Source organism: Lysinibacillus sp. NPDC093688, assembly GCF_050280145.1.
In the GTDB taxonomy this organism is placed as follows: domain Bacteria; phylum Bacillota; class Bacilli; order Bacillales_A; family Planococcaceae; genus Lysinibacillus; species Lysinibacillus xylanilyticus_B.
In genome coordinates this window covers 200,718-220,192 of sequence record NZ_JBNNUX010000001.1, presented here as the reverse complement: position 1 = coordinate 220,192, position 19,475 = coordinate 200,718, and the positions used below count along the sequence as shown (strand labels likewise).

The 19,475-nt window shown below is 37.5% G+C and carries 16 protein-coding genes; all 16 read right to left on the bottom strand.

The genetic code is table 11. The features are described from left to right. Positions 1 to 2 precede the first annotated feature (2 nt). The gene (gene nagA / locus ACQKN2_RS01000; RefSeq protein WP_427413259.1) at positions 3 to 1,148 is read right to left on the bottom strand and encodes an N-acetylglucosamine-6-phosphate deacetylase; all 1,146 of its coding nucleotides are present in this window, start codon (positions 1,146 to 1,148) and stop codon (positions 3 to 5) included. A gap of 213 nt (positions 1,149 to 1,361) precedes the next feature. Then, on the bottom strand, positions 1,362 to 3,305 hold the full coding sequence (gene nagE / locus ACQKN2_RS00995) for an N-acetylglucosamine-specific PTS transporter subunit IIBC (RefSeq protein WP_427413258.1): 1,944 nt from the start codon (positions 3,303 to 3,305) through the stop codon (positions 1,362 to 1,364). A 263-nt stretch (positions 3,306 to 3,568) separates the two neighbouring features. Next, positions 3,569 to 4,516 (bottom strand): ABC transporter permease, encoded by a 948-nt coding sequence (locus tag ACQKN2_RS00990; RefSeq protein ID WP_427413257.1) that lies wholly within the window; start codon positions 4,514 to 4,516, stop codon positions 3,569 to 3,571. Next, positions 4,485 to 5,408: an ABC transporter ATP-binding protein gene (locus ACQKN2_RS00985; RefSeq protein WP_427413256.1), complete on the bottom strand. Its 924-nt coding sequence runs from the start codon at positions 5,406 to 5,408 to the stop codon at positions 4,485 to 4,487. Before ACQKN2_RS00985 ends, ACQKN2_RS00990 begins: the two co-directional genes overlap by 32 nt. Positions 5,409 to 5,413: 5 nt before the next feature. After that, complete coding sequence (locus ACQKN2_RS00980; protein WP_427413255.1) at positions 5,414 to 6,109, bottom strand: ATP-binding cassette domain-containing protein; 696 nt, start codon at positions 6,107 to 6,109, stop codon at positions 5,414 to 5,416. Positions 6,110 to 6,119: 10 nt separating this feature from the next. Then, positions 6,120 to 6,476, bottom strand: a complete 357-nt coding sequence (locus ACQKN2_RS00975; protein WP_427413254.1) for a GntR family transcriptional regulator — start codon at positions 6,474 to 6,476, stop codon at positions 6,120 to 6,122. Further along, entirely contained in the window at positions 6,473 to 7,252 is a 780-nt protein-coding gene (locus ACQKN2_RS00970; RefSeq protein ID WP_427413253.1) for a hypothetical protein, read from the bottom strand. The genes ACQKN2_RS00975 and ACQKN2_RS00970 overlap by 4 nt, the downstream gene beginning before the upstream one ends. Positions 7,253 to 7,830: 578 nt before the next feature. Beyond that, entirely contained in the window at positions 7,831 to 9,381 is a 1,551-nt protein-coding gene (locus ACQKN2_RS00965; RefSeq protein WP_427413252.1) for a hydantoinase/oxoprolinase N-terminal domain-containing protein, read from the bottom strand. Beyond that, positions 9,374 to 10,477: a DUF917 domain-containing protein gene (locus ACQKN2_RS00960; RefSeq protein ID WP_427413251.1), complete on the bottom strand. Its 1,104-nt coding sequence runs from the start codon at positions 10,475 to 10,477 to the stop codon at positions 9,374 to 9,376. Before ACQKN2_RS00960 ends, ACQKN2_RS00965 begins: the two co-directional genes overlap by 8 nt. Then, positions 10,474 to 11,742: a cytosine permease gene (locus ACQKN2_RS00955; RefSeq protein ID WP_427413250.1), complete on the bottom strand. Its 1,269-nt coding sequence runs from the start codon at positions 11,740 to 11,742 to the stop codon at positions 10,474 to 10,476. The genes ACQKN2_RS00960 and ACQKN2_RS00955 overlap by 4 nt, the downstream gene beginning before the upstream one ends. A 133-nt stretch (positions 11,743 to 11,875) precedes the next feature. Next, complete coding sequence (locus ACQKN2_RS00950) at positions 11,876 to 13,477, bottom strand: PucR family transcriptional regulator (RefSeq protein ID WP_427413249.1); 1,602 nt, start codon at positions 13,475 to 13,477, stop codon at positions 11,876 to 11,878. A 137-nt stretch (positions 13,478 to 13,614) separates the two neighbouring features. After that, complete coding sequence (locus tag ACQKN2_RS00945) at positions 13,615 to 13,788, bottom strand: hypothetical protein (protein WP_427413248.1); 174 nt, start codon at positions 13,786 to 13,788, stop codon at positions 13,615 to 13,617. Positions 13,789 to 13,986: 198 nt separating this feature from the next. Further along, positions 13,987 to 14,862, bottom strand: coding sequence for a hypothetical protein (locus tag ACQKN2_RS00940; protein ID WP_427413247.1), 876 nt, complete (start codon positions 14,860 to 14,862; stop codon positions 13,987 to 13,989). A 235-nt stretch (positions 14,863 to 15,097) separates the two neighbouring features. After that, a complete protein-coding gene (locus tag ACQKN2_RS00935; RefSeq protein ID WP_427413246.1) occupies positions 15,098 to 15,856 on the bottom strand; it encodes an ABC transporter ATP-binding protein in 759 nt (252 codons plus the stop codon). Positions 15,857 to 15,859: 3 nt separating this feature from the next. Then, positions 15,860 to 18,178 carry an ABC transporter permease gene (locus tag ACQKN2_RS00930; RefSeq protein ID WP_427413245.1) on the bottom strand — a complete coding sequence of 773 codons (2,319 nt, stop codon included), beginning with the start codon at positions 18,176 to 18,178 and terminating at the stop codon, positions 15,860 to 15,862. Continuing rightward, positions 18,163 to 19,473, bottom strand: coding sequence for an MFS transporter (locus tag ACQKN2_RS00925; protein ID WP_427413244.1), 1,311 nt, complete (start codon positions 19,471 to 19,473; stop codon positions 18,163 to 18,165). Before ACQKN2_RS00925 ends, ACQKN2_RS00930 begins: the two co-directional genes overlap by 16 nt. Positions 19,474 to 19,475 lie beyond the last annotated feature (2 nt).

Sequence of the window (19,475 nt, the reverse complement as noted above, 5' to 3'; positions counted from 1 at the left end):
TCTTACGCTTCGTAGATTACTTTGCCAGCCTTAATTGTTTGTTGCAACATTAAGTGTTCATCCAGAATTACAACATCTGCATCAAATCCTTGTTCGATTTGTCCTTTGTTCGTCAATTTTAGTTGTTTTGCTGCATTGTAGCTCGACATTTTAACAAGTTCTTCTAACGTACAGTTCGTGATGAGTTGCATATTCCGTACAGCTTGGTCCATTTTTAATACACTACCAGCAAGGGCTCCATTTGATAAATGCGCTCCACTTTCGGAGACGTGAACCATTTGACCACCTAAGTCATAATCTCCATATGGCATCCATTTTGCTCGCATTGCATCGGTAATTAAAATAATACCATCTGCTCCTTTTAAACGATATGCCATCTTCACGGCGTCCTTGTGCATATGAATAAAATCAACAATGATTTCTGCCTTAAGTTCCTCTAATAATAATACGCCACCAACAACACCTGGATCTCGATGATGGAATGGGCGCATTTGGTTGTATAAATGTGTGCCTTGTGTTGCACCATGACGAACCGCTTCTTTCATTTGTTCAAATGTTGCATCAGAATGACCAATTGATACGACCACACCGCTTTCTGCAATTGCTTGAACTACCTCAAATCCATTTGGTTCTTCTGGCGCCATTGTAATTTCTTTAATTTTATTGGCGCTTATGTGTTGCCACTTTGTAAAAACTGCGAAATCAGGTGGTACAACATGTTCAATCGGCTGTGCACCTACACGCTTTTTCGATATAAAAGGACCTTCTACATGAATACCTAGAAGTTCTGCCTCATCTGGATTTGAAGTAAACTGCGCAATATTTTCAAGGGCACGTTCAATATTTTCATAGCTTTGTGTCATCGTCGTTGCTAAAAAGCCTGTTGTGCCTTCTTTTGCAAGAGATTTCGCCATCGTATGAAGACCTTCAATCGATGCATCCATCGTGTCCATTTGAGCAGAGCCATGAATATGCATATCGATATAACCAGGGAATAAAAATTTCCCTGTACCATCTAATAGTTGCGCATGATTTGCGTTAATTCGCTGCGCAATCAGTGCAATTTTCCCATCCTTCATGAAAACATCGACACATTCCTTTCGTCCTGTTGCATTGACGACTGTGATGTTACGGATTAATAAATTCATTAAAAACATCTCCTAGGATTGATAGAAGATACTGTCCTAAAAAATAGTATGTTTGAAGTGATCCTATCAATGCTAATATTTTGATATAGCGATAATATCCGCGTAGATTCCTGTGGGATAAACATATGCTTTCCCACAGAAAGTAAAGCGGATTTACGATTAGAGCATGTTCATTTTATTAGATGGACCTTTTTAGACAGCATCCCTTATTTGTTACTTCTTCATCGAAATAATGTTATGAGAACCTGCTCGTTGGAAACCAGTTTTTTCAAGTGTAATTTCTTGCCCCATTAAACTTGTGAAAACAACTGGTGTGACGATAGACGGTACTTTGTCTTTAATACCTTCAAAATCAACTTTTAATAATGTATCGCCACGTTGAATTAATTGCCCTTCTGTCACCAGTGCTTCAAAACCTTCACCATTTAAAGTGACCGTATCTAAACCGACATGAATTAATATTTCTACACCTGTATTAGATTTTAAGCCGATCGCATGCTTCGTTGGGAAAAGCATTACTACTTGACCATCAAATGGCGCATGAACTGTACCATCCTTTGGATGAATACCAAAACCTGGCCCCATTATACCTGACGAGAACACTTCATCTGGCACGTCAGATAACAGTATTAAATCTCCTGTAATAGGCATTTCAAAATCATTGGAAGGATTTATTCCTTCTGCTGCTGCTTCTTCAACAGGCGCTTCTTTTTGTAAATCTACATTTGAAGGCGCTGGATTCCCCTTTTTCAGGCGATCTTTCATGGCTTCTGCCAAAAACTCTACAGATGTACCGATAACCACTTGTACATTCGTCTTACTGATACGCATAACACCACGTGCGCCCGTTTGTTTTAATGTTTTTTCATCCACCTGATTCGCATCATCTACAGTCATACGAAGACGTGTTGTACAGTAATCAACTTGCTTAATATTTTCTTGTCCACCCAATGCTTCGATTGTATGGAAAGCACGTACATCTAAATCATCCGAAACAGCTGAAGCAACATCTGCCCCTTCTTCATCATCGTCTTCACGACCAGGTGTTTTTAAGTCTAATTTCTTGATTAAGAAATAGAAAACGACAAAGTAAATAGCCCCGAAACCTAAGCCCAAAGGAAGTAATAGCCATGGACTATCTGCTAAACCAAAGTTTAAAAGATAGTCAATTAAACCTGCGGAAAAAGCGAAACCATCACGGAATCCAATAAGATAGGCAACGGCAAGCGAAATACCTGTTAAGACTGCATGGATCCCATAAAGTACTGGCGATAAAAACATAAATGTAAACTCAATAGGCTCTGTTACACCTGTTAAAAATGCTGTCAACGCGATGGATACGAACATACCCCCGACTACTGCACGATTTTTCTTTTTCGCTGCAAAGTACATCGCAAGACACGCTGCTGGTAATCCAAACATCATAATTGGGAAGAAACCTGCTTGGAAATGTCCTGCTGATGGGTCTCCTGCTAAAAATCGATGAATATCTCCTTTGACAAGTTCGCCTGCAGCATTTGTAAATTCACCAAAGTCAAACCATATGATTGTATTAATAACATGATGTAGACCGACTGGAATTAATAGACGATTTAAGAAGCCATATAACCCAACACCAAGTGATCCAGCACCGATTAACCAGTTTCCTACTGAATCGATACCACCTTGAACTGGTCCCCATACAACAGCTAAAATACCACCTAAAATCGCCATAGTGATGGACGTTATAATTGGCACAAAACGCCGTCCTCCGAAGAATGACAGCCATTCTGGGAATTTTACATTATAGAATTTGTTATAAAGCAAGCCTGCTGTAATACCTGCAATAATACCACCGAATACCCCCATATTCAGTTCTTCATTTACAGATCCTAGTACTGCGACTAACACTAAATGTGCAATGGCGCCCGCTAATGCTGCACCACCACTATTATCGTGTGCTAGGCCCATCGCAATACCGATCGCAAATATAATAGGTAAATTACCCAAAATCGCATCACCAGATGCTGCCATAATACTTGCAATATGCTTAATAACGTCATTTGACACTGCACCAAGCATGTCGTCAGAGCCTAAGCGTAACAATATTGCGGCTGCTGGTAATGTAGCGATTGGAAACATTAACGACTTACCGATTTTTTGTAAGAAAGCTAACATTATTTATCCCCCTTTGGTATAGTTGTCTAGACCACTTAATAGAAAAAAAAAGCGTTTTCATTAAGTTGCTTTCAATTATATTACCACTCGTACAAAAAATAAACATTATTTTTGAAATTAAGGAAGGGATTCAACTATTTTAAATTCAATTACACCTAAGCATAATTTATTTATAGGGATGTATATCGTATTGCCATTGAAACAAACTGTAGCCCAATTGGAAGCTTTTCTTCAACCAATTGGGCTACAAGTTCATTCATTTTTTACGCTGTGACGTCACGTTTCATAAAGGACATATAGCTGATCACAAGGAAAACAACAGCATAAATCGCAAGGATTGTGAGTGAGAATGGCATTGTGATATCTGGTACTATAAAATTACCAGTTTCATACTGTGTTAAATCTGAATGTGTTATCCAAATATATTTAACGATTTTAAATCTACTTAAGAACATCACAATCATTCCACCTGTAAAGGATAAGAACATCGTTAAGCCAATCGCTAAAGAGCTTGAACGGAAAACTGAGCCCACTAAGAAAGCAAATAATACTGACATGACAAAATTTCCGCCCGAAAGTAAATAGTGATATGCCAAATCATTCCATACAGCTTTTTCAACAACCTGACCGTTGACCATTTCTAACTCAACACCCGTTGTACCACCAAATAGTATTAACCCAACTAGAGCGCTTACTATCACATTAACAGCAATTAAGAATAGCCCAAATATGAATGTTGTAAGTAATTTCGAGGTTAATATTTTTGCACGCGAAACCGGACGCGTTAAGAGCATTTTAATCGTACCAGTAGAGAATTCACTAGATACAATACTAGCTGCAGTAATAACCGTAAATAATGTCACTAAAGTCAGCATGCCACCTGCAAATGACATAAAGCTTGCTACACTTCCATCTTCTTGAGACGGCACATCATTTGCTAATCGATACTCAGAAATAGCAATTTGCTCTTCAAAGTGTTTTTTATCCTCTGCCGATACATCGTCACCTTTCATCATTTCTTTATAATCATTAATAGCATTTTGTTCACTTTCCTGCCACTTTATATCCTCTGTCGTTTTTGTTTCATAGTATTTCATCATAATACCAGGACCAATAATAAAGAGGATTAATAGTGCGACCATTGCCCAAGTTCCTTTTTTATGCCATAATTTCATCCACTCATTTTGAATTAGATTCAGCAATTTGGCCACCTCCTGTCATTTCTAAGAATTGATCCTCCAACGTTTTATGATGTGGTTGAACGGCAAATATCTGAATTGCTTCATTAACAAATTGCGAAATAAGTTTCGGTATATCCTCTTTCTTTATCTCTACAACATAACCACTATTTTCGGCCACAAAGTTGTAATCGAGCTTTTGTAGAAGCGCTGCAGCCTGATCATTTGGTGTAGCTTCAATATAATAAAACGAAGATGTTTCAACGTTGATATCACGAATATCGATAAGTTTTCCATTTTGTATGACAGCTACTCGATCACACATTAATTCAATTTCAGATAATAAATGACTGGAGACAAATACAGATACTCCATCCTCCGCTGCAATTTTACGTAAATACATACGAAACTCGCGGATACCTGCTGGGTCTAGACCATTTGTTGGTTCATCTAAAATTAAAAATTTTGGTCGATGAAGTAGTGCCTGAGCAAGTCCTAAACGCTGACGCATCCCTAGCGAATACGTCGAAACCTTTTCATGAATACGATTTTCAAGACCGACCTGTCTAACTACCTCTTGAATACGCTCTTTTGTAACGCTTTTATGCATACGCGCAAAGTGCAGTAGGTTTTTATAGCCCGACATAATTTTATACATTTCCGGATTTTCTACAATTACACCGACTTTACTAATCGCTTCCTCATAATTGTCCTTTAAGGAAATCCCATCAATAATGACTTTTCCTTCTGTTGGATTCATAAGACCTGTCATCATACGAATTGTCGTCGTTTTCCCTGCGCCATTTGGTCCTAAAAATCCAGTGATTTGCCCTGGATATAAATCGATATTCAATTGCTGAATCAATTGCTTACCACCAATAGTTTTTGATAAATTTTGCAATTGAACAATTGGTTGTATTGTCATAAATTTCACCCTTTCTTATAAAACGCCTTCATCCATTGCACAGCATCCTTATTCGAAACATCTCGAATCGTCTCTACTTCCTCATGTGCAACGATCGAACCATTTTGCAATAAAATGATTTGATCTAGAATAGGCTCTACTTCATATAACTCATGCGTTGATAATAATATTGTTTGGTGTTCAATATCTGTAAATTGAATTAACCCTTTAATCAGCTGTTCCCGAACAATTGGATCCAGACCAGAAAATGGCTCATCCATTAAATAAAAAGGTACTTCTCGCCCAAGCGTTGCGGCCATTTTCATTCGACCACGGTTCCCCTTTGATAATTGCCGTAGCTTCACATTTTTATCAACTTGTAAAAACTCTGCAACGATACAAGCCTTATCATACGAAAAATCTTCGAATTGAGAGGCATAGTGCTGAAAAAGCTGCTCACCTGTGTAAAAATCAAAAAACAAATCAATATCTGGTAAATAGGCAATTTTATCAGCACTTCTACGTGTAACAGGCGTTCCATTTAGCAATACCTCACCACTTGATGGACGTAAAATGCCGGCCAACACTTTTAATAGTGTCGACTTACCACTACCATTTTCTCCAACAAGACCAATGATTTGTCCAACAGGAATGGAAAAAGTCACATCTTGTAAAATAGGCTTTTTCATATAACGAAAAGAAACATTTGATAGCTGTAGCATTTATTTCACCTCACGATTTATTTTGTAAAACAACGAGCATCTCTTCCTTTGAAAACCCAAGTGCTTCAATAGAAGTTAAAAAATGATCTGCCAGTTGATTTTTCATCTCTTCCCGTAAAAGAGCAATTCGCCCATCATCGGTTGTAATAAATGTACCTTGACCTCGTTTGGTTTCCGTTATATTCATCGCTTCTAACTCCTTATACACCCGTTGCACAGTATTTACATTGACACCTGTTTCCACTGCATATTCTCGAACCGAAGGAAGTCGATCTCCAAGCACTAGCTTCCCTTTCAAAATGTCCCCACATATTCGATCTACGAGCTGGCTATATATGGGCTTATCACGTGAAAAGTCGATTGTCATCGTAAAACCACCTTTTCAAGCCACTTTGTCGCTATGATAAATAAGATCGCTACCAAAATGATCGTAGCTACTTCTTCTACGACATACATTGTGCCCAAGCCGAACTGGAATGATGGTGACTGTGGAAAAATTTGCTCCAGAATAGTTAAACGAATCCCTATATGATGGAAAATTTTATCATAGAAATCACTTTCTGTAAATTTAAACCATAAATCCATACTAATGAAAAAGGTAAACATCGTGATCACAATAGAAAAACCACCAATAAAGTGTTTCATTTGGAGATTCATTGCTAAAAATAGTAGCATGATCACAAACATCATCAATTGGAACATAACAATCACTGCAACAAAAAATAAAAGCAATAAAAACATTTGCGCGAAGTTTCCTATAAATTCCTCTTTGACTTTGTAAATAGCTATACTCATAAAAATTAAATTGAAGATAGCGTATCCAATTAAGGAAAATGCGATTTTCACACCTACAAGCTGAGCAATGGAACTAGTTGAATGCAGCCATATCTCTTTGCTCTTTAAGTCATGACGCATACTAGCTAGAAATTGTAATACTGAATAAAATCCACCTAAGACAAGTACTAGTATCGAGAAGGCAAATGACAGCTGATTTTCCATCGTAAATTCAACACTAAACCGCCTTATTAAATATGGAACTACCATTGACAGCATAAGCCCTATAAAAACCCCTGCAAATAGCCATGTCCGATAAAGCACCCATTCCTTTTTTAAAAGCCCTGCGAATTTTTTCAAATTAAACACCTCGTGTTATAGTGTACTAGTTGAATAGTACACTATGACTTTTATGTTTGCAAGTATTAAATGCAAAAAAAAGGAAGAACCTTTAAATACAGGCTCTTCCTTTATAAAGTTAAGTTAAAAAAGTATACCTCTTCAGCAAAGCGAGGGGGTGATTTCCGTTCCGACTGGGCGCTTTCCTGGGGGCGTCCGATGAGCCGCTTCGCTGCGCTCCAGGGTCTCATCTGTGACGCTGATCCCCGAGGAGTCGCCCAGTCTCCACTCCAATCACCCCACTTCACCAAGGATGAGTTTTATCATGGTATTCTTATTTATAGTGATTAGAAATAACCTCAACATTATGTGATTTAGAGCAAAGGCGAAGAGACAGCTTTCGCACAGAAAACGTTTGTTAGGGAAGCGAGTAGCCTTAAACGAAAATTAAACTCTTACTTTGTCGGAAATCTAAAGTACTATTTAACCTACCTTCTTAATCTCATTGACACAATAGTTTTAAACAATAAAAGAAAGAGCCTCTAAAATAAGGCTCTTCCTTGATTTTATTCGATAGTTTTTGTCATTGATTCAGTTGAAAGCTATTGCTAACCCATTTTCCCAACTACTTTAACCTTTAATCTCGTTGCATTTTCCGGGTGGTAGGCAAGGGGTGTTTCTTCTACTTCCACTAATTCAATCGTCTCAGAAAGGGCTCCAGCTAATACAGCTTGTTTCACTGCTTTTGCTTGAGCATCCTTCAATGAAATCTCACGTGGCTCTTTAGAATATATATAAATTTGTTCATATTGACCACTAATTTGAGCAATAGAGGCACCAATCGCATTAGCTACAGTCCCATTTTCAAATTTAACAATATTGGAGACTCCTCGTAGAGTATCTGGAACAATAATACTGCCTCCACCAACTAATACAAGCTGAACATCTTCTGATGAAGTTTTCATTTTATCAATGGCTTGCTCAATTAACGATGATATTTCTAATTGAGCTTCTTTTGCGAACTCTTCATCAATATGCATCACTAAACAACGATCACCAACATTAGCTAATCCAAGACGAACAGCAATGTCTGTTGTCGTAAGAGTATTCCCTCCGAAAACAAGTGCTTCTTCAGAAATTTTGTACCCGACGCTATCAGGTCCAACCGTAATTTTCCCGTTGTTTACTCGGACAATACTGCCTCCGCCTAGCCCAACAGAAATAATATCAGGCATTCTAAAATTTGTGCGAATATCCCCTACTTCTACTGCTACCGAAGACTCCCTTGGAAATCCGTCCTGTAAGACCCCAATATCAGAAGTCGTTCCACCAACATCTAAAACCATCGTATCTTTAATTTTTGCTAAATAAGATGCGCCACGTATGCTGTTCGTCGGTCCACATGCAATCGTTAAAATCGGGAAATGTTTAGCATAATCGATTGACATTAAAGTTCCATCATTTTGGCATAAATAGACTTTGGCATTGAAAATCCCTTCACCTTCTAACGCACGAACAAAGCCTGTCGTTGTCGTTTCAATTACTTTGCATAATGCCGCATTTAAAATGGTTGCATTTTCACGTTCAATTAAACCTACCGAGCCAATCAACGACGAACAGGAAACAAGGAAATCTTCTCCATAAACATCTTGTATAAGACTGCGTACCCTCAACTCTTGATCATTTTTTATGGAAGAAAAGACGCCAACGATCGCTATAGATTCTACTTTGTCACGCCAGTCCTCTAGAAGCGTTTGAATTTCACCTTCATCAAGCTCACCTAAAAGTTGACCATCGTATTCATAACCACCATGGACTAAGGCATAATTCCCCGATAGTTTTTCAATCATATCTTTTGGCCAAGCAGTATATGGAAGTACAGAGGCAGTTGCAGGGTATCCTAGACGGATTACACCAACTTTAGCTAATTTTTTACGCTCTACAATGGCATTTGTACATTGCGTTGTTCCTAACATTGCATGCGTAATTTTCGTTTTATCAATGTTCGATTCTTGTAATAGGTTTCGTAAAGCTGTTTCAATACCAGTTTTAATATCTATACTCGTTGGCGATTTAACACTATGAATGAGATTACTATGTTCATCTAAAATAATGGCATCCGTATTCGTCCCACCAACATCGATTCCAATCTTATACATGTTCAGCTACCACCTTTTTAACCAATTCCTCAATTGGAGCATAATCGTAATCATAACCAAAATAGTTTGGACCTACTGTTTCTATTCCTTTATCAGTCCGCCATTTTTCATTGGCTGGCAATCCAATTACTCGGACACGCTTACCGTATTTTAAACTTTCCGTTGTCACTGGCAATAAAGTTTCATAATCTACTAAACAAATTAAATCAGGGGTCATTGCTACAACTTGATCATTTTTCTCAGCGATAAGATTTTCATTTTGAAAATGAACCTTCATATTTTCGTTTTTATTGACTTCCATACCTTCCAGAATCATTTTTCCAAGGTTAAATCCACCCTTCGTTTCTCGAATTACATCGACAATTTTACCTTGGAATAATTCATAACCAGAAACTAGCTGTAGTAATTCTTGCAGTTTTTCTTTCACATTTCTATTTTTGGAAGCAATAATTTCACCGATTTTTTCTGAAAGGGAAATGATATGATGAACGCCGCTCTGTTTAATCTGAGCTCCAGTCGTTGGGTACAAGCTAACTAAAGAGCTAGCGCCCATTTCAACTGTTGCTGAGCGTGCTATTCGTTCTGTCCATTTATTATTAATCGTTTCAAAAATCCCGATATTTCCTTTTTCATCTGTAATAGCCATTGGTGTTGCAGATATCCCATCTAAATTAAAGGTCACCATTTGCAATTCTGGAAATGCACGCCCCATTCCATCACAATCAATGAGAGGTATATCTAGTTGTGCCGCTACGACAATCGGGATCATCGAATTCACACCGCCTGCTTCCATTGGAAATGTTCCTGTAATCTTTTCTTTCCCAATATATTTCGCGAGCTTCTGAAAAACTTTAACAAACTCATCTCCTCGTGGAAATTTCTCAACTAAAACAGAAGGTGCCCCCATCATAGCTGCTGGAATGAAAAAGTCTTCATCTTCAATTTCATCCACTGAATACAATTTTACTGGTCCATTTTTTTCAATGGCAGAAAGAGCCATCATTTTCCCGATATAAGGGTCCCCCCCTCCGCCTGTTCCTAAAAAGGCTGCTCCAATCGCAATATGTTCAATAGCTTCTTTATCTAAATATCTCATCTATTTTCCTCCAATATGATAGTCTTTTGCATTGATAGACGATAACCGAAATAATAAATAACAAATGAAATAACAATACCAATTAGAGGCTGATTAGGTAATTGCGGCATGCTTGGGAATAACGATAAAACAACCGGAATACTAGCAATAACTGCCCCAACTAGCCACGAGAGAACACCTAAACGATTGACACCGTCTACTTCCTTCCAGCTTGTTTGATCCCCTTTATTTATCACCCAATAAGAGGCAATCATAACGCCTGCAACTGGAGGAATCATCGCTGATAAAATCGACATTATCGGTGTAAAGTAATTTAAAATACCGATCACGGCAAGTAAAGTACCTACCGTTCCAGCTAGGCCAATCGCCATTTTTTCTTTGTCCTTGGCAATGTTAAAAACATTAATTAAGGCGATTCCTCCAGAGATTGCATTCACCAAATTGGTTTTCCATGTAGCTAAAATCAAAGCGATCCCACCGATTAATTGAGTGACAATATTCAGAAAGACAGCAGTAATATCACTTGTTTGATAAGCGATAGTTAAAACGGCTCCAACACCAATCATCAATACTCCAGCTGGAATGATTCCAATTGTTGCTGCTTTAAAAACATCAGATCGTTTTTCGGAATATTGAGAATAATCACCTGCGATCACTGCCCCAAGTGCAAATGAACCGATCGTTATAGCTAGTCCATCCGAAAAACTCATGTTATTTTTAGGTTTGTAGTCCATGATAAGCTGTAGAGTGTCACCAGATAAAGCTTGCACTAAACCTAGTAGACAAATGACAATTAAGAAAGGAACTGCAATATAACTTAAGACACGTAGCACTTTGATGCCATAAACAGCTGAAACTACCATCACCAAACCACTAAGTAAAGAAGCTATGGGAATAGGTACATTCATATCATACTTTGTTAATAAATTAGCTAGCGCAACTCCGCAAACATTGGCTTGAATGCCAAACCAACCTAAGCAAGCAATCGCCAAAATAATAGAAAGAATCGTCCGTGATCCTTTTTTACCAAACACTTGTCCAGCGACATGAACAGTTGGCTTTCCTAAATCACTACTTTGCATTCCTTGAAAAATCATGATGATTACTACAATTGCATATCCAACAAAAGACACGGCTAATGCCTTCGTTAAACCCATACCAGAAATCAATGTATTCCCAACTAATAAGCTTGGTATACAAATCATTGCTCCTGCCCAAATAATCCCTAAACTATACCAAGACTGACCTTGCCCATCTTTCTCCATATCGTCCCCTCCTTTTGTTGTTAGATCATTAATTAATGTTTTTTATTATAAAAGAAGGGATAGACGTACGTCTTTTTCAAAAATGAAAAAAAAGTCTGAATTTTTATCTTTTTGGACAAAAATCCAGACTTTTCTAACCATTTATTAGGCGATAAATCATGCAGGCCATATATACATCGTAAAATTCCGAATAAACCGTTACATCGTTTCCGATTAGTTCACTAATTTTTTTGATACGATACTTTACTGTATTTTTGTGAATGAATAAATTTTTTCCACATTCATCAAAACTACCATTTGCATCTAAAAGAAAAGCCATTAATGTATTTAGGGACTCTTTTTCATTTAAAATCGGCTCAATAACGGAAAGGGATTCTTCAATCATTTCTTCTCCCTGTTTACTTAAATCAATGGCTCGCTGCATCGATCGAAGTTCAGCGGCAGTAAACAATTTGCGCATTGGATAGATGGTATGAACTTTCTTTCCTACTTGATTCACCAATTGATACATTTGACGTACAGCTTTAGTATTTTTCATTTTAGGTGAGTAAACGATTTCTGATAGTTGGGAGTAGTAATTTGTTGTTTCAATAAACTCAGTCGCTATCTCATATTCATGAAGTTTGTACAAGCCATTTCCTAAAAGAACAATAATACAACGATCAATGCATTGAATCACTGTCGTTTGATAATATTTTGAAAGTTGCTCTTCCAGTTCATCCCTAATTTTCTTCTCTTCTGATACATCGTTAATATAAATTAACCACATCATTTGAATAGCAGAAACATCGATATTTAGCATGTTGGCTAGTCTTCGCATTTTGTTGCTTTCATCATTAATAATCGCTTTTACTAATGCATATTCACTCACTTCATCATGCTTGTCTCCCCAAAGATTAATGGCCACTTGGACAACTTCACTTATTTTTTCAATAGTCTTTGCTGGTAATGGTGTGTTCTCTTTAATAACAAACAGATAAAGCTGTTCTCCATTTTTTTGCTGAATACTTTTATATTCAACGACACACGTTAAATTGCTTCTTTGTAATTCTAGTTTTCCCTTTTCCTTATTCAGATGACCTTGTGAAAATTCCTGTATGACTTGCCAAACATCTAAAGATGAATTTCTAGGCCACATCACTTGGTTGACAATATCAAAACTACTATTAGTCAGTACAATATTAGCTTTCAGGCGATCAGATAGCATTTTCAGTGTGATTTCTACACTTTGTAAATGCTCTGGCAGTAAGGAGACTTTTTCTAAAGTTTCCTTCACAAACTGATCATTGACAGCCTGATTACTAACAATCGCTTCCATCACTTCATAAATGACTTCATTATAACGTAGAGAGTAATCATTTTTTGGCATACAAATAATGATAAAACCTTGAGAGTCTGCTAATTGCAGTACCTCCTCTGGAATTTCAGGCAAAACAATTCCTACATAATATAAAATAAGACCCAATTCGCCAAGATCATGTAAGTGTTGAATGGTTTTACATTGTTGTTCAACACTATCTCTAATTGAATAAAAAGAGCTAATAACTAGCTCTTCCGCATACCACTCTTCCTGAACAGATTGGATAATCGTAGATAAAAAATCTACATTCGAAACTTCTAAGACAGATAAAGAGGAGACCGTACGATTAAGATTAATTTTACCCGTTAATACTTCTGCCCCTCTAAATGATGGCAATTGTAGTATATCTTTTACCGTTACCCCATTTTTCTTCACCACTACTTCTTGTTATATTTTTATGTACTATCAGGTGTGTTTTTTAAAGAAGTCAATAATAAACCTATATTTACCCAATCAACACACCACGTTTTTCAAATAATTGCTAACAACATACTTTGAATCCCAACTTACCGTTATTTCTTTATCATTTCTTCAATTCCATCAATTAAAATACCCATTCCCAACAGTATGAAACCTATAGAAAATAAATATTTAAAGTAAATAGAACTGTTATATCCTAATGCGTAGACTAATCCAATTAAAATACAGATTATACTTAAAATAATAATGCTATTTCCAGCTTTCATAAAAGGTACATCTCCTATGATTTTATTTTAAATATACTCTAACCTGTAAAAATGAAAATAGTTGCTTCACCCAGTCATTGTACTATATTGTTTCTGAAACGGACTCAACAGCTGAATCAATTTTCTTTTATAAAGTTCCTGATTTGCTGAATTTTTCTTTACGATAATATTTTACTTCATGTAAACTTCTACAATAAATTATTCCTTAGTGAAAAATTTGGGGTCAATTTGATCAATAACTGAAGTAATAGTATAAAAAGAACTTATTTTCCTTTTGTCTTCATATGTTAATTCCGTTTGACTATTTTTAATAGAAACTAACCAATCATTTTCTATCTCACTTATGTTTTTTCCGTATATTTCTTCTATTTTTTTAGCCAAGTCCTCTTCGTTGTATATTTGTTCAAACTTTTCTAATCCATAAGTGTCAATCAAATAAGTAATAAAAGAAGCTGAATGAATATAGCTCATCCATTGAAGGGTGTACTCTTTTTGGTTTGTAAGGGATGGGCGAAAATAGGCATCGTCTTGATTCAGATCTATCAACTTGCTAATTGGTATGAATTTGTTTGAATCGATAAAGTACTTCATAAGCTTATGGGTATATGACTCATTTTCCCCATACTTATCTGCCATATAAGTAGCAAAACCCTCCTGCGTAAAATAGCCCCTGCTTTTATCAAAATTGTTGCCATAACCAAGTAAGGAATGTGTCAGTTCATGGACAAGTGGATATTGATTTTCCATAATGTCATATAGTTGAAGTTCCGATTTCAAACCCCAAGATACTCCATTTCCTTCATTGAGAAATACATTTATTCTCTCTGAAGGAACATATGTAGTGTGAATTGAATTCTGAATTTCTTCATAGGCATTAAGGAGTTCGTCTTTTATTGATTCTACTTTTTCTTGTGGAACCTTTATTTTATTAATAATCTCAAAGGTAATTTTCCCATCCGGTGTAACAACAATATTTTCATCAGTTTTTCCTTTAGGAACAACTGAATCCTGAGTACAGGCTGTTAATAAGAATATCAATATAAATATAAGGAAGAAGCTTCTAAACTTAAACATATTACCTCCTAAAAAAGTATTTTCCAGTTAATACGAATTCCACATCCAAAAGTTTCATTCTTTTCGAAAAATAATGACAACTATAATTTGTTCGTACAAATAAAAGCAGAGGTTGGTTCGTAAACCAATTCCCCTGCTTTTCTCTAAAACCAATCATTTCTTGCCAACTCGATACGTAACTACTAGAAATCTTACATTTTCCATTGTGAGATTTAGTGTTAGTTGATACGGCAATTTATATTCCTATTTCCCACATTTTCTCCGTTACTTTCCCTATTCTTCCATCAATATCTGTACCGTCAAACTTCGGAAGCTGTAGCTCACTGACGATTTTTCCGTCGAGCATAAACATTATGCGTTCCGTACGCGCTGCAACCTTTGCATCGTGAGTGACAAGCATAATCGCAGTACCGCCCGCGTTAATTTCAGAAAAAATGTCCATGATCTCCTGGGCTGATTTTGAGTTAAGTGCACCTGTAGGCTCATCGCCGAAGATAATTTTCGGGCTGTTCAAAAGTGCACGACAAATCCCCGCGCGCTGAAGCTGCCCTCCCGAAACTTGTGTAATGTCCCGCTCTTCAAGCTCAGCGATACCAACCCTCTTCATAAGCGCTCTTGCCTTCTCTGAAATCCTTGCAACGTTTTTTCTGTTATCACGGATAGATGGTAGAATAATATTATCAAGAATATTTAGATTTTTAAGCATAGTTGGCTGCTGAAATACAAAGCCCATTTTAGTTCTACGTATATCTGAAAGCTCAACCTCTCCAACTGCCGATAAATCACTACCATCAAAAGTAACCCTTCCACCATCAACGCTGTCCATGCCGCTCAATGCAAACATGAGCGTTGATTTTCCCGAGCCTGAGGGTCCCATGATCGCAACAAACTCACCCTCGTTTATTTCAACAGACACACCGTCGAGAACATTGTGTTTTTCATCGCCCTCGCCAAAAGATTTTACAATGCGTTCACCGATTATAAGATTTTTCATAAGCTACTCCTTTATATTTTCGGATATTTTTATTTTCCCAGCGCCCAATGTGCCAATGATGGTCGTGAAAAGTACCGAGCAAATCATCAATAACGGACAAAGCACGTACGCCGAAAATGGATTGATTGAAAAACTGAACGATGACGCCCCGAACGAGGAGATAACTGCACCTGCAAGTACCTCTCCGAGAGTGTTTGCCAGGAGGGTACCAACAATTATTCCAATAATTGATACAAATACCGCTCGCGAACCATACTGCATCGTAATATCCGAGTTTGTAAAACCTAATGCTTTCATGACAGCAATCGAATATCTATCCTTTGCGACAAGCATCTTCATAAACAATAGTGTCACTAGGACCGTTATTATGACCGCAATAGCAATTGCCGCAATGGACGCCTTTTCAACTGATTTTATTGTCGAACCGAATGTTTGTTTAACAAATTCATCAATATTGGAGATTTTAGCAAAAGTAAATCGGTCCGCATACTTAGAGATTTTCTCATCGACAAGGGTTTTATCTGAAAGCTTTGCACAAATAACGCTCCACATTATATTTTCCGAACTGTCGGTAAAAATAGCCTTTGCCGTTTTACCACCGTTCGTAATGTCGGAATAAATGCCACTTACTGTGAGCTTATTCTCCTTCCCCTTCATTATGACCGTAATGGTATCGCCGACCTTTTTGCTCATTTCTTCGGCGTTCAAAGCCGAAAGTGCAATTTCCTTTTCTATAGTGGGTGCTCTTCCCTCTGTATATTCGATAGGGAATATCGAATGGTCGCCAAGTTCGATTTTTATATTTTCCTCCGAACCGTCTTCCATTATTGTTTTGAATGTCTTTGTTGTGAGGATGGTATACTTTGAAATGGAACTGTCGCTGTTCATATAGTCTAAAACATCTTCAGCTTTTTTAGAGATTTGATCAGTTTGTTGAATATCAATACGAATATCGTAGTTTCCAATACCCATATATTTAATGAAGCTTGTTGAGGAAATCGTGTTGTATAGGTTTTGTGGAACAATAATGATAAATGCTGAAATGACAAGTACTGCAAGCATTGTGGCATACAGTCTTTTCCTTGCGAGTACATCTTTGATACCAAGGAAAATATTCGTATTAAACAATTTATTTTTGTTCAGGCAAACACGCTTTGTGCCTGTGCTTTTTTCCTGCGAAATGCCAAAGCGTATCGCTTCTGCAGCAGATATTTTCCGAAAGCGTCTCAGCACTCCGCTTACATAAGCGATTATTGCAAGGTATACAAGTAAAATGCCGATGATCCCTAAAGATGTGGCAAAAGAAGAGTTTTCACTTTCTCCCATATAAAGCTGGATGTTTTTAAGAAGCATGTTTTTGAACATCAACGAAAGTGCATAACCGAGAATACTGCCCCCTGCCGCAATTGCTGCGTACTTCGCAAGATAAATTTTCTTAATGTCGGAAAGGCGTAGCCCTATTGCCTTCATAACACCAATTTCACGGTAATCGTCTTCGATTTTCGCAATGAGTGTAAAGCGGATACACATAAATGCAATAGCAACGACCAAAACGCTGATAAGAAGTATAACTGATATCATGATCCCGTCAGAAAACGCGTTAATTGTTTTGAAAAGTGGAAATGTAATCGTTGGTCCGTTCGCTTCAAGGCCTGCGGAGGCATAAGCAGTTTCAAATTCACCGAGCGCCGATAAATCCTTTAATCTAAACTCAATCAAATACTCCATACTTCCAAGACCTTTTATTTCAGCGTAATCATTTTCACTAACGAGAAATCTTTTTGAAGAAGACAGCATAGAATTCATCTGTGAATCCCGGAGGAATCCCGCTACAGTAAATTCCTTTCCACCTATTACCGCTTTATCACCGACCTTCGTAATGGTGTCCTTCATATAGTTTATTGGAACATAAAGCTCGCCGTCGGATACGTTAATAATGTTTCCATCAAGATCGAGAAGATAATCAAATTTTTCACTTTGCATGCTAAAACCATTGTCTTGAACATTATTCGCAAGTGAACGATCCCCTAAAATAATTTGACTGTTATCCAAGTTGAGAAACTCAAGCACTTGAAATTTGTCGACATTGCTGTTTTGCTCAGCAAAATTTGCAAGCCGGACAGTATCGATATCCCCCGAGTGCATTTGCATAAAATGCGGTGTTTTCGCCTGATTCATAAGTGAATCGATAGCACCAGAAAGATTTATGATAAGTATCATCGATAAAGAAACGAGCATAGCCGCCGCAGCGACAAATAACGTTGTTGTCAGCGTTATCAGTTTGCTTTTAGAAATGTCATTACGGATTAATCTGAAATACATACGTCACCTCTGTTTTCAAGCTTTTTCACTGATTTCAAGTTGAACAATATGAATGAAGTAATACTTAATAATATTCCAGCGATTATGATGAGTAAGCCCGTTCCTCTACCTTGGCCAGTACCGGTAATTTTCCCTACACTATCAGCAAGAAATCCGCCGTCAACTAGCAAAGGAGTGAACACATAATCCGCAAGTACTCCCGAAAGCGCATAGGCCGCTACAAATCCAAGTTGTGAAATAACCCCTATAAGTGACCATGCTCTGCCCTGAACGGCATTATCAATGTTAGTACGAACAAGAAAATCCAAAGTTGAGTTTGCAAATGGCATCATGGCAAAAAAGAAAAAACCTGAAATACAGATCAGCGCTATATTTTCTCGAAGTCCGAATATCGCCATAAATATCCCTTCAAAAAATAGTGCAAACGAAAGAATTTTCACATACCCTCTTTTTATCGGAAGAAATCCGATGATCACACTGGATACGAGCATCCCCGTAGCGACAATAGTTTCCACCGTTCCTATTACAGAACTATTCGTAAAAGTAAGCAACATCGGAATGGAAAGTGTTTCAATAATGCCAAGATAAAATGTCAGCACTGATGTCATGATGACAAGAACGAGTATACCTCGATTTTCAGAAACTGCACGCCAACCATCTTTGAACTCCTTGAAAAATGATTGTGTCTGTTCGTGTTTCTTTGAAGCAAGACCTCTTCGTACAGCAAGCGCTGATATAACAGTTACAAAAAATGTACAGATGTCGATGACAAGCAAAAGCTTTATATCCGAAACGGTGAGCAAAAATCCCGCAATGATGGGTGAAATCAAAAATTTCGCAGAACCCGCTACTTGGACTAAACCACTTGCCTTTGTGTATTGTTCCTCGGTCAGTAAATCCGTAACCGTAGCCTTGTATGCGGGATCAAGCAACGATGAAAACACCGAGCTTATTGTAACTCCCACACAAATCTGCCATAGCAGTGCTTCCCCGCTAAGCATACAAATAAGAATATACACAAGTCCTATCGCTGAAAGACTGTCGCCTAACACCATTAAAAGTCTTCGATCATAACGATCCGCAAGCACTCCCGCCACAGGGCTTAATAGAAGCGAAGGCATAAACGCAAGTAAGGTGACAAGTGCCATTGCCGATGCCTTACCCGTCTGCTGGAAAACATAAATACCAAGCCCAAACGCTGTAAGCCCGCTTCCTATTGTTGAAATCAGCTGTCCTGACCAAAGCAGAAGAAATTTTTTGAAAAAACCTTCGGAATTAGCCATCGTTGTTTCCATTT

What these genes read in the sequence shown, in the direction of transcription:
- ACQKN2_RS00985 (WP_427413256.1), bottom strand. Translation starts at nt 5,408, where the DNA reads ATGACAATACAACCAATTGTTCAATTGCAAAATTTATCAAAAACTATT.
- nagE (WP_427413258.1), bottom strand. Translation starts at nt 3,305, where the DNA reads ATGTTAGCTTTCTTACAAAAAATCGGTAAGTCGTTAATGTTTCCAATC.
- ACQKN2_RS00980 (WP_427413255.1), bottom strand. Translation starts at nt 6,109, where the DNA reads ATGCTACAGCTATCAAATGTTTCTTTTCGTTATATGAAAAAGCCTATT.
- ACQKN2_RS00935 (WP_427413246.1), bottom strand. Translation starts at nt 15,856, where the DNA reads ATGAAAAATCTTATAATCGGTGAACGCATTGTAAAATCTTTTGGCGAG.
- nagA (WP_427413259.1), bottom strand. Translation starts at nt 1,148, where the DNA reads ATGAATTTATTAATCCGTAACATCACAGTCGTCAATGCAACAGGACGA.
- ACQKN2_RS00960 (WP_427413251.1), bottom strand. Translation starts at nt 10,477, where the DNA reads ATGAGATATTTAGATAAAGAAGCTATTGAACATATTGCGATTGGAGCA.
- ACQKN2_RS00945 (WP_427413248.1), bottom strand. Translation starts at nt 13,788, where the DNA reads ATGAAAGCTGGAAATAGCATTATTATTTTAAGTATAATCTGTATTTTA.
- ACQKN2_RS00930 (WP_427413245.1), bottom strand. Translation starts at nt 18,178, where the DNA reads ATGTATTTCAGATTAATCCGTAATGACATTTCTAAAAGCAAACTGATA.
- ACQKN2_RS00975 (WP_427413254.1), bottom strand. Translation starts at nt 6,476, where the DNA reads ATGACAATCGACTTTTCACGTGATAAGCCCATATATAGCCAGCTCGTA.
- ACQKN2_RS00965 (WP_427413252.1), bottom strand. Translation starts at nt 9,381, where the DNA reads ATGTATAAGATTGGAATCGATGTTGGTGGGACGAATACGGATGCCATT.
- ACQKN2_RS00940 (WP_427413247.1), bottom strand. Translation starts at nt 14,862, where the DNA reads ATGTTTAAGTTTAGAAGCTTCTTCCTTATATTTATATTGATATTCTTA.
- ACQKN2_RS00955 (WP_427413250.1), bottom strand. Translation starts at nt 11,742, where the DNA reads ATGGAGAAAGATGGGCAAGGTCAGTCTTGGTATAGTTTAGGGATTATT.
- ACQKN2_RS00925 (WP_427413244.1), bottom strand. Translation starts at nt 19,473, where the DNA reads ATGGAAACAACGATGGCTAATTCCGAAGGTTTTTTCAAAAAATTTCTT.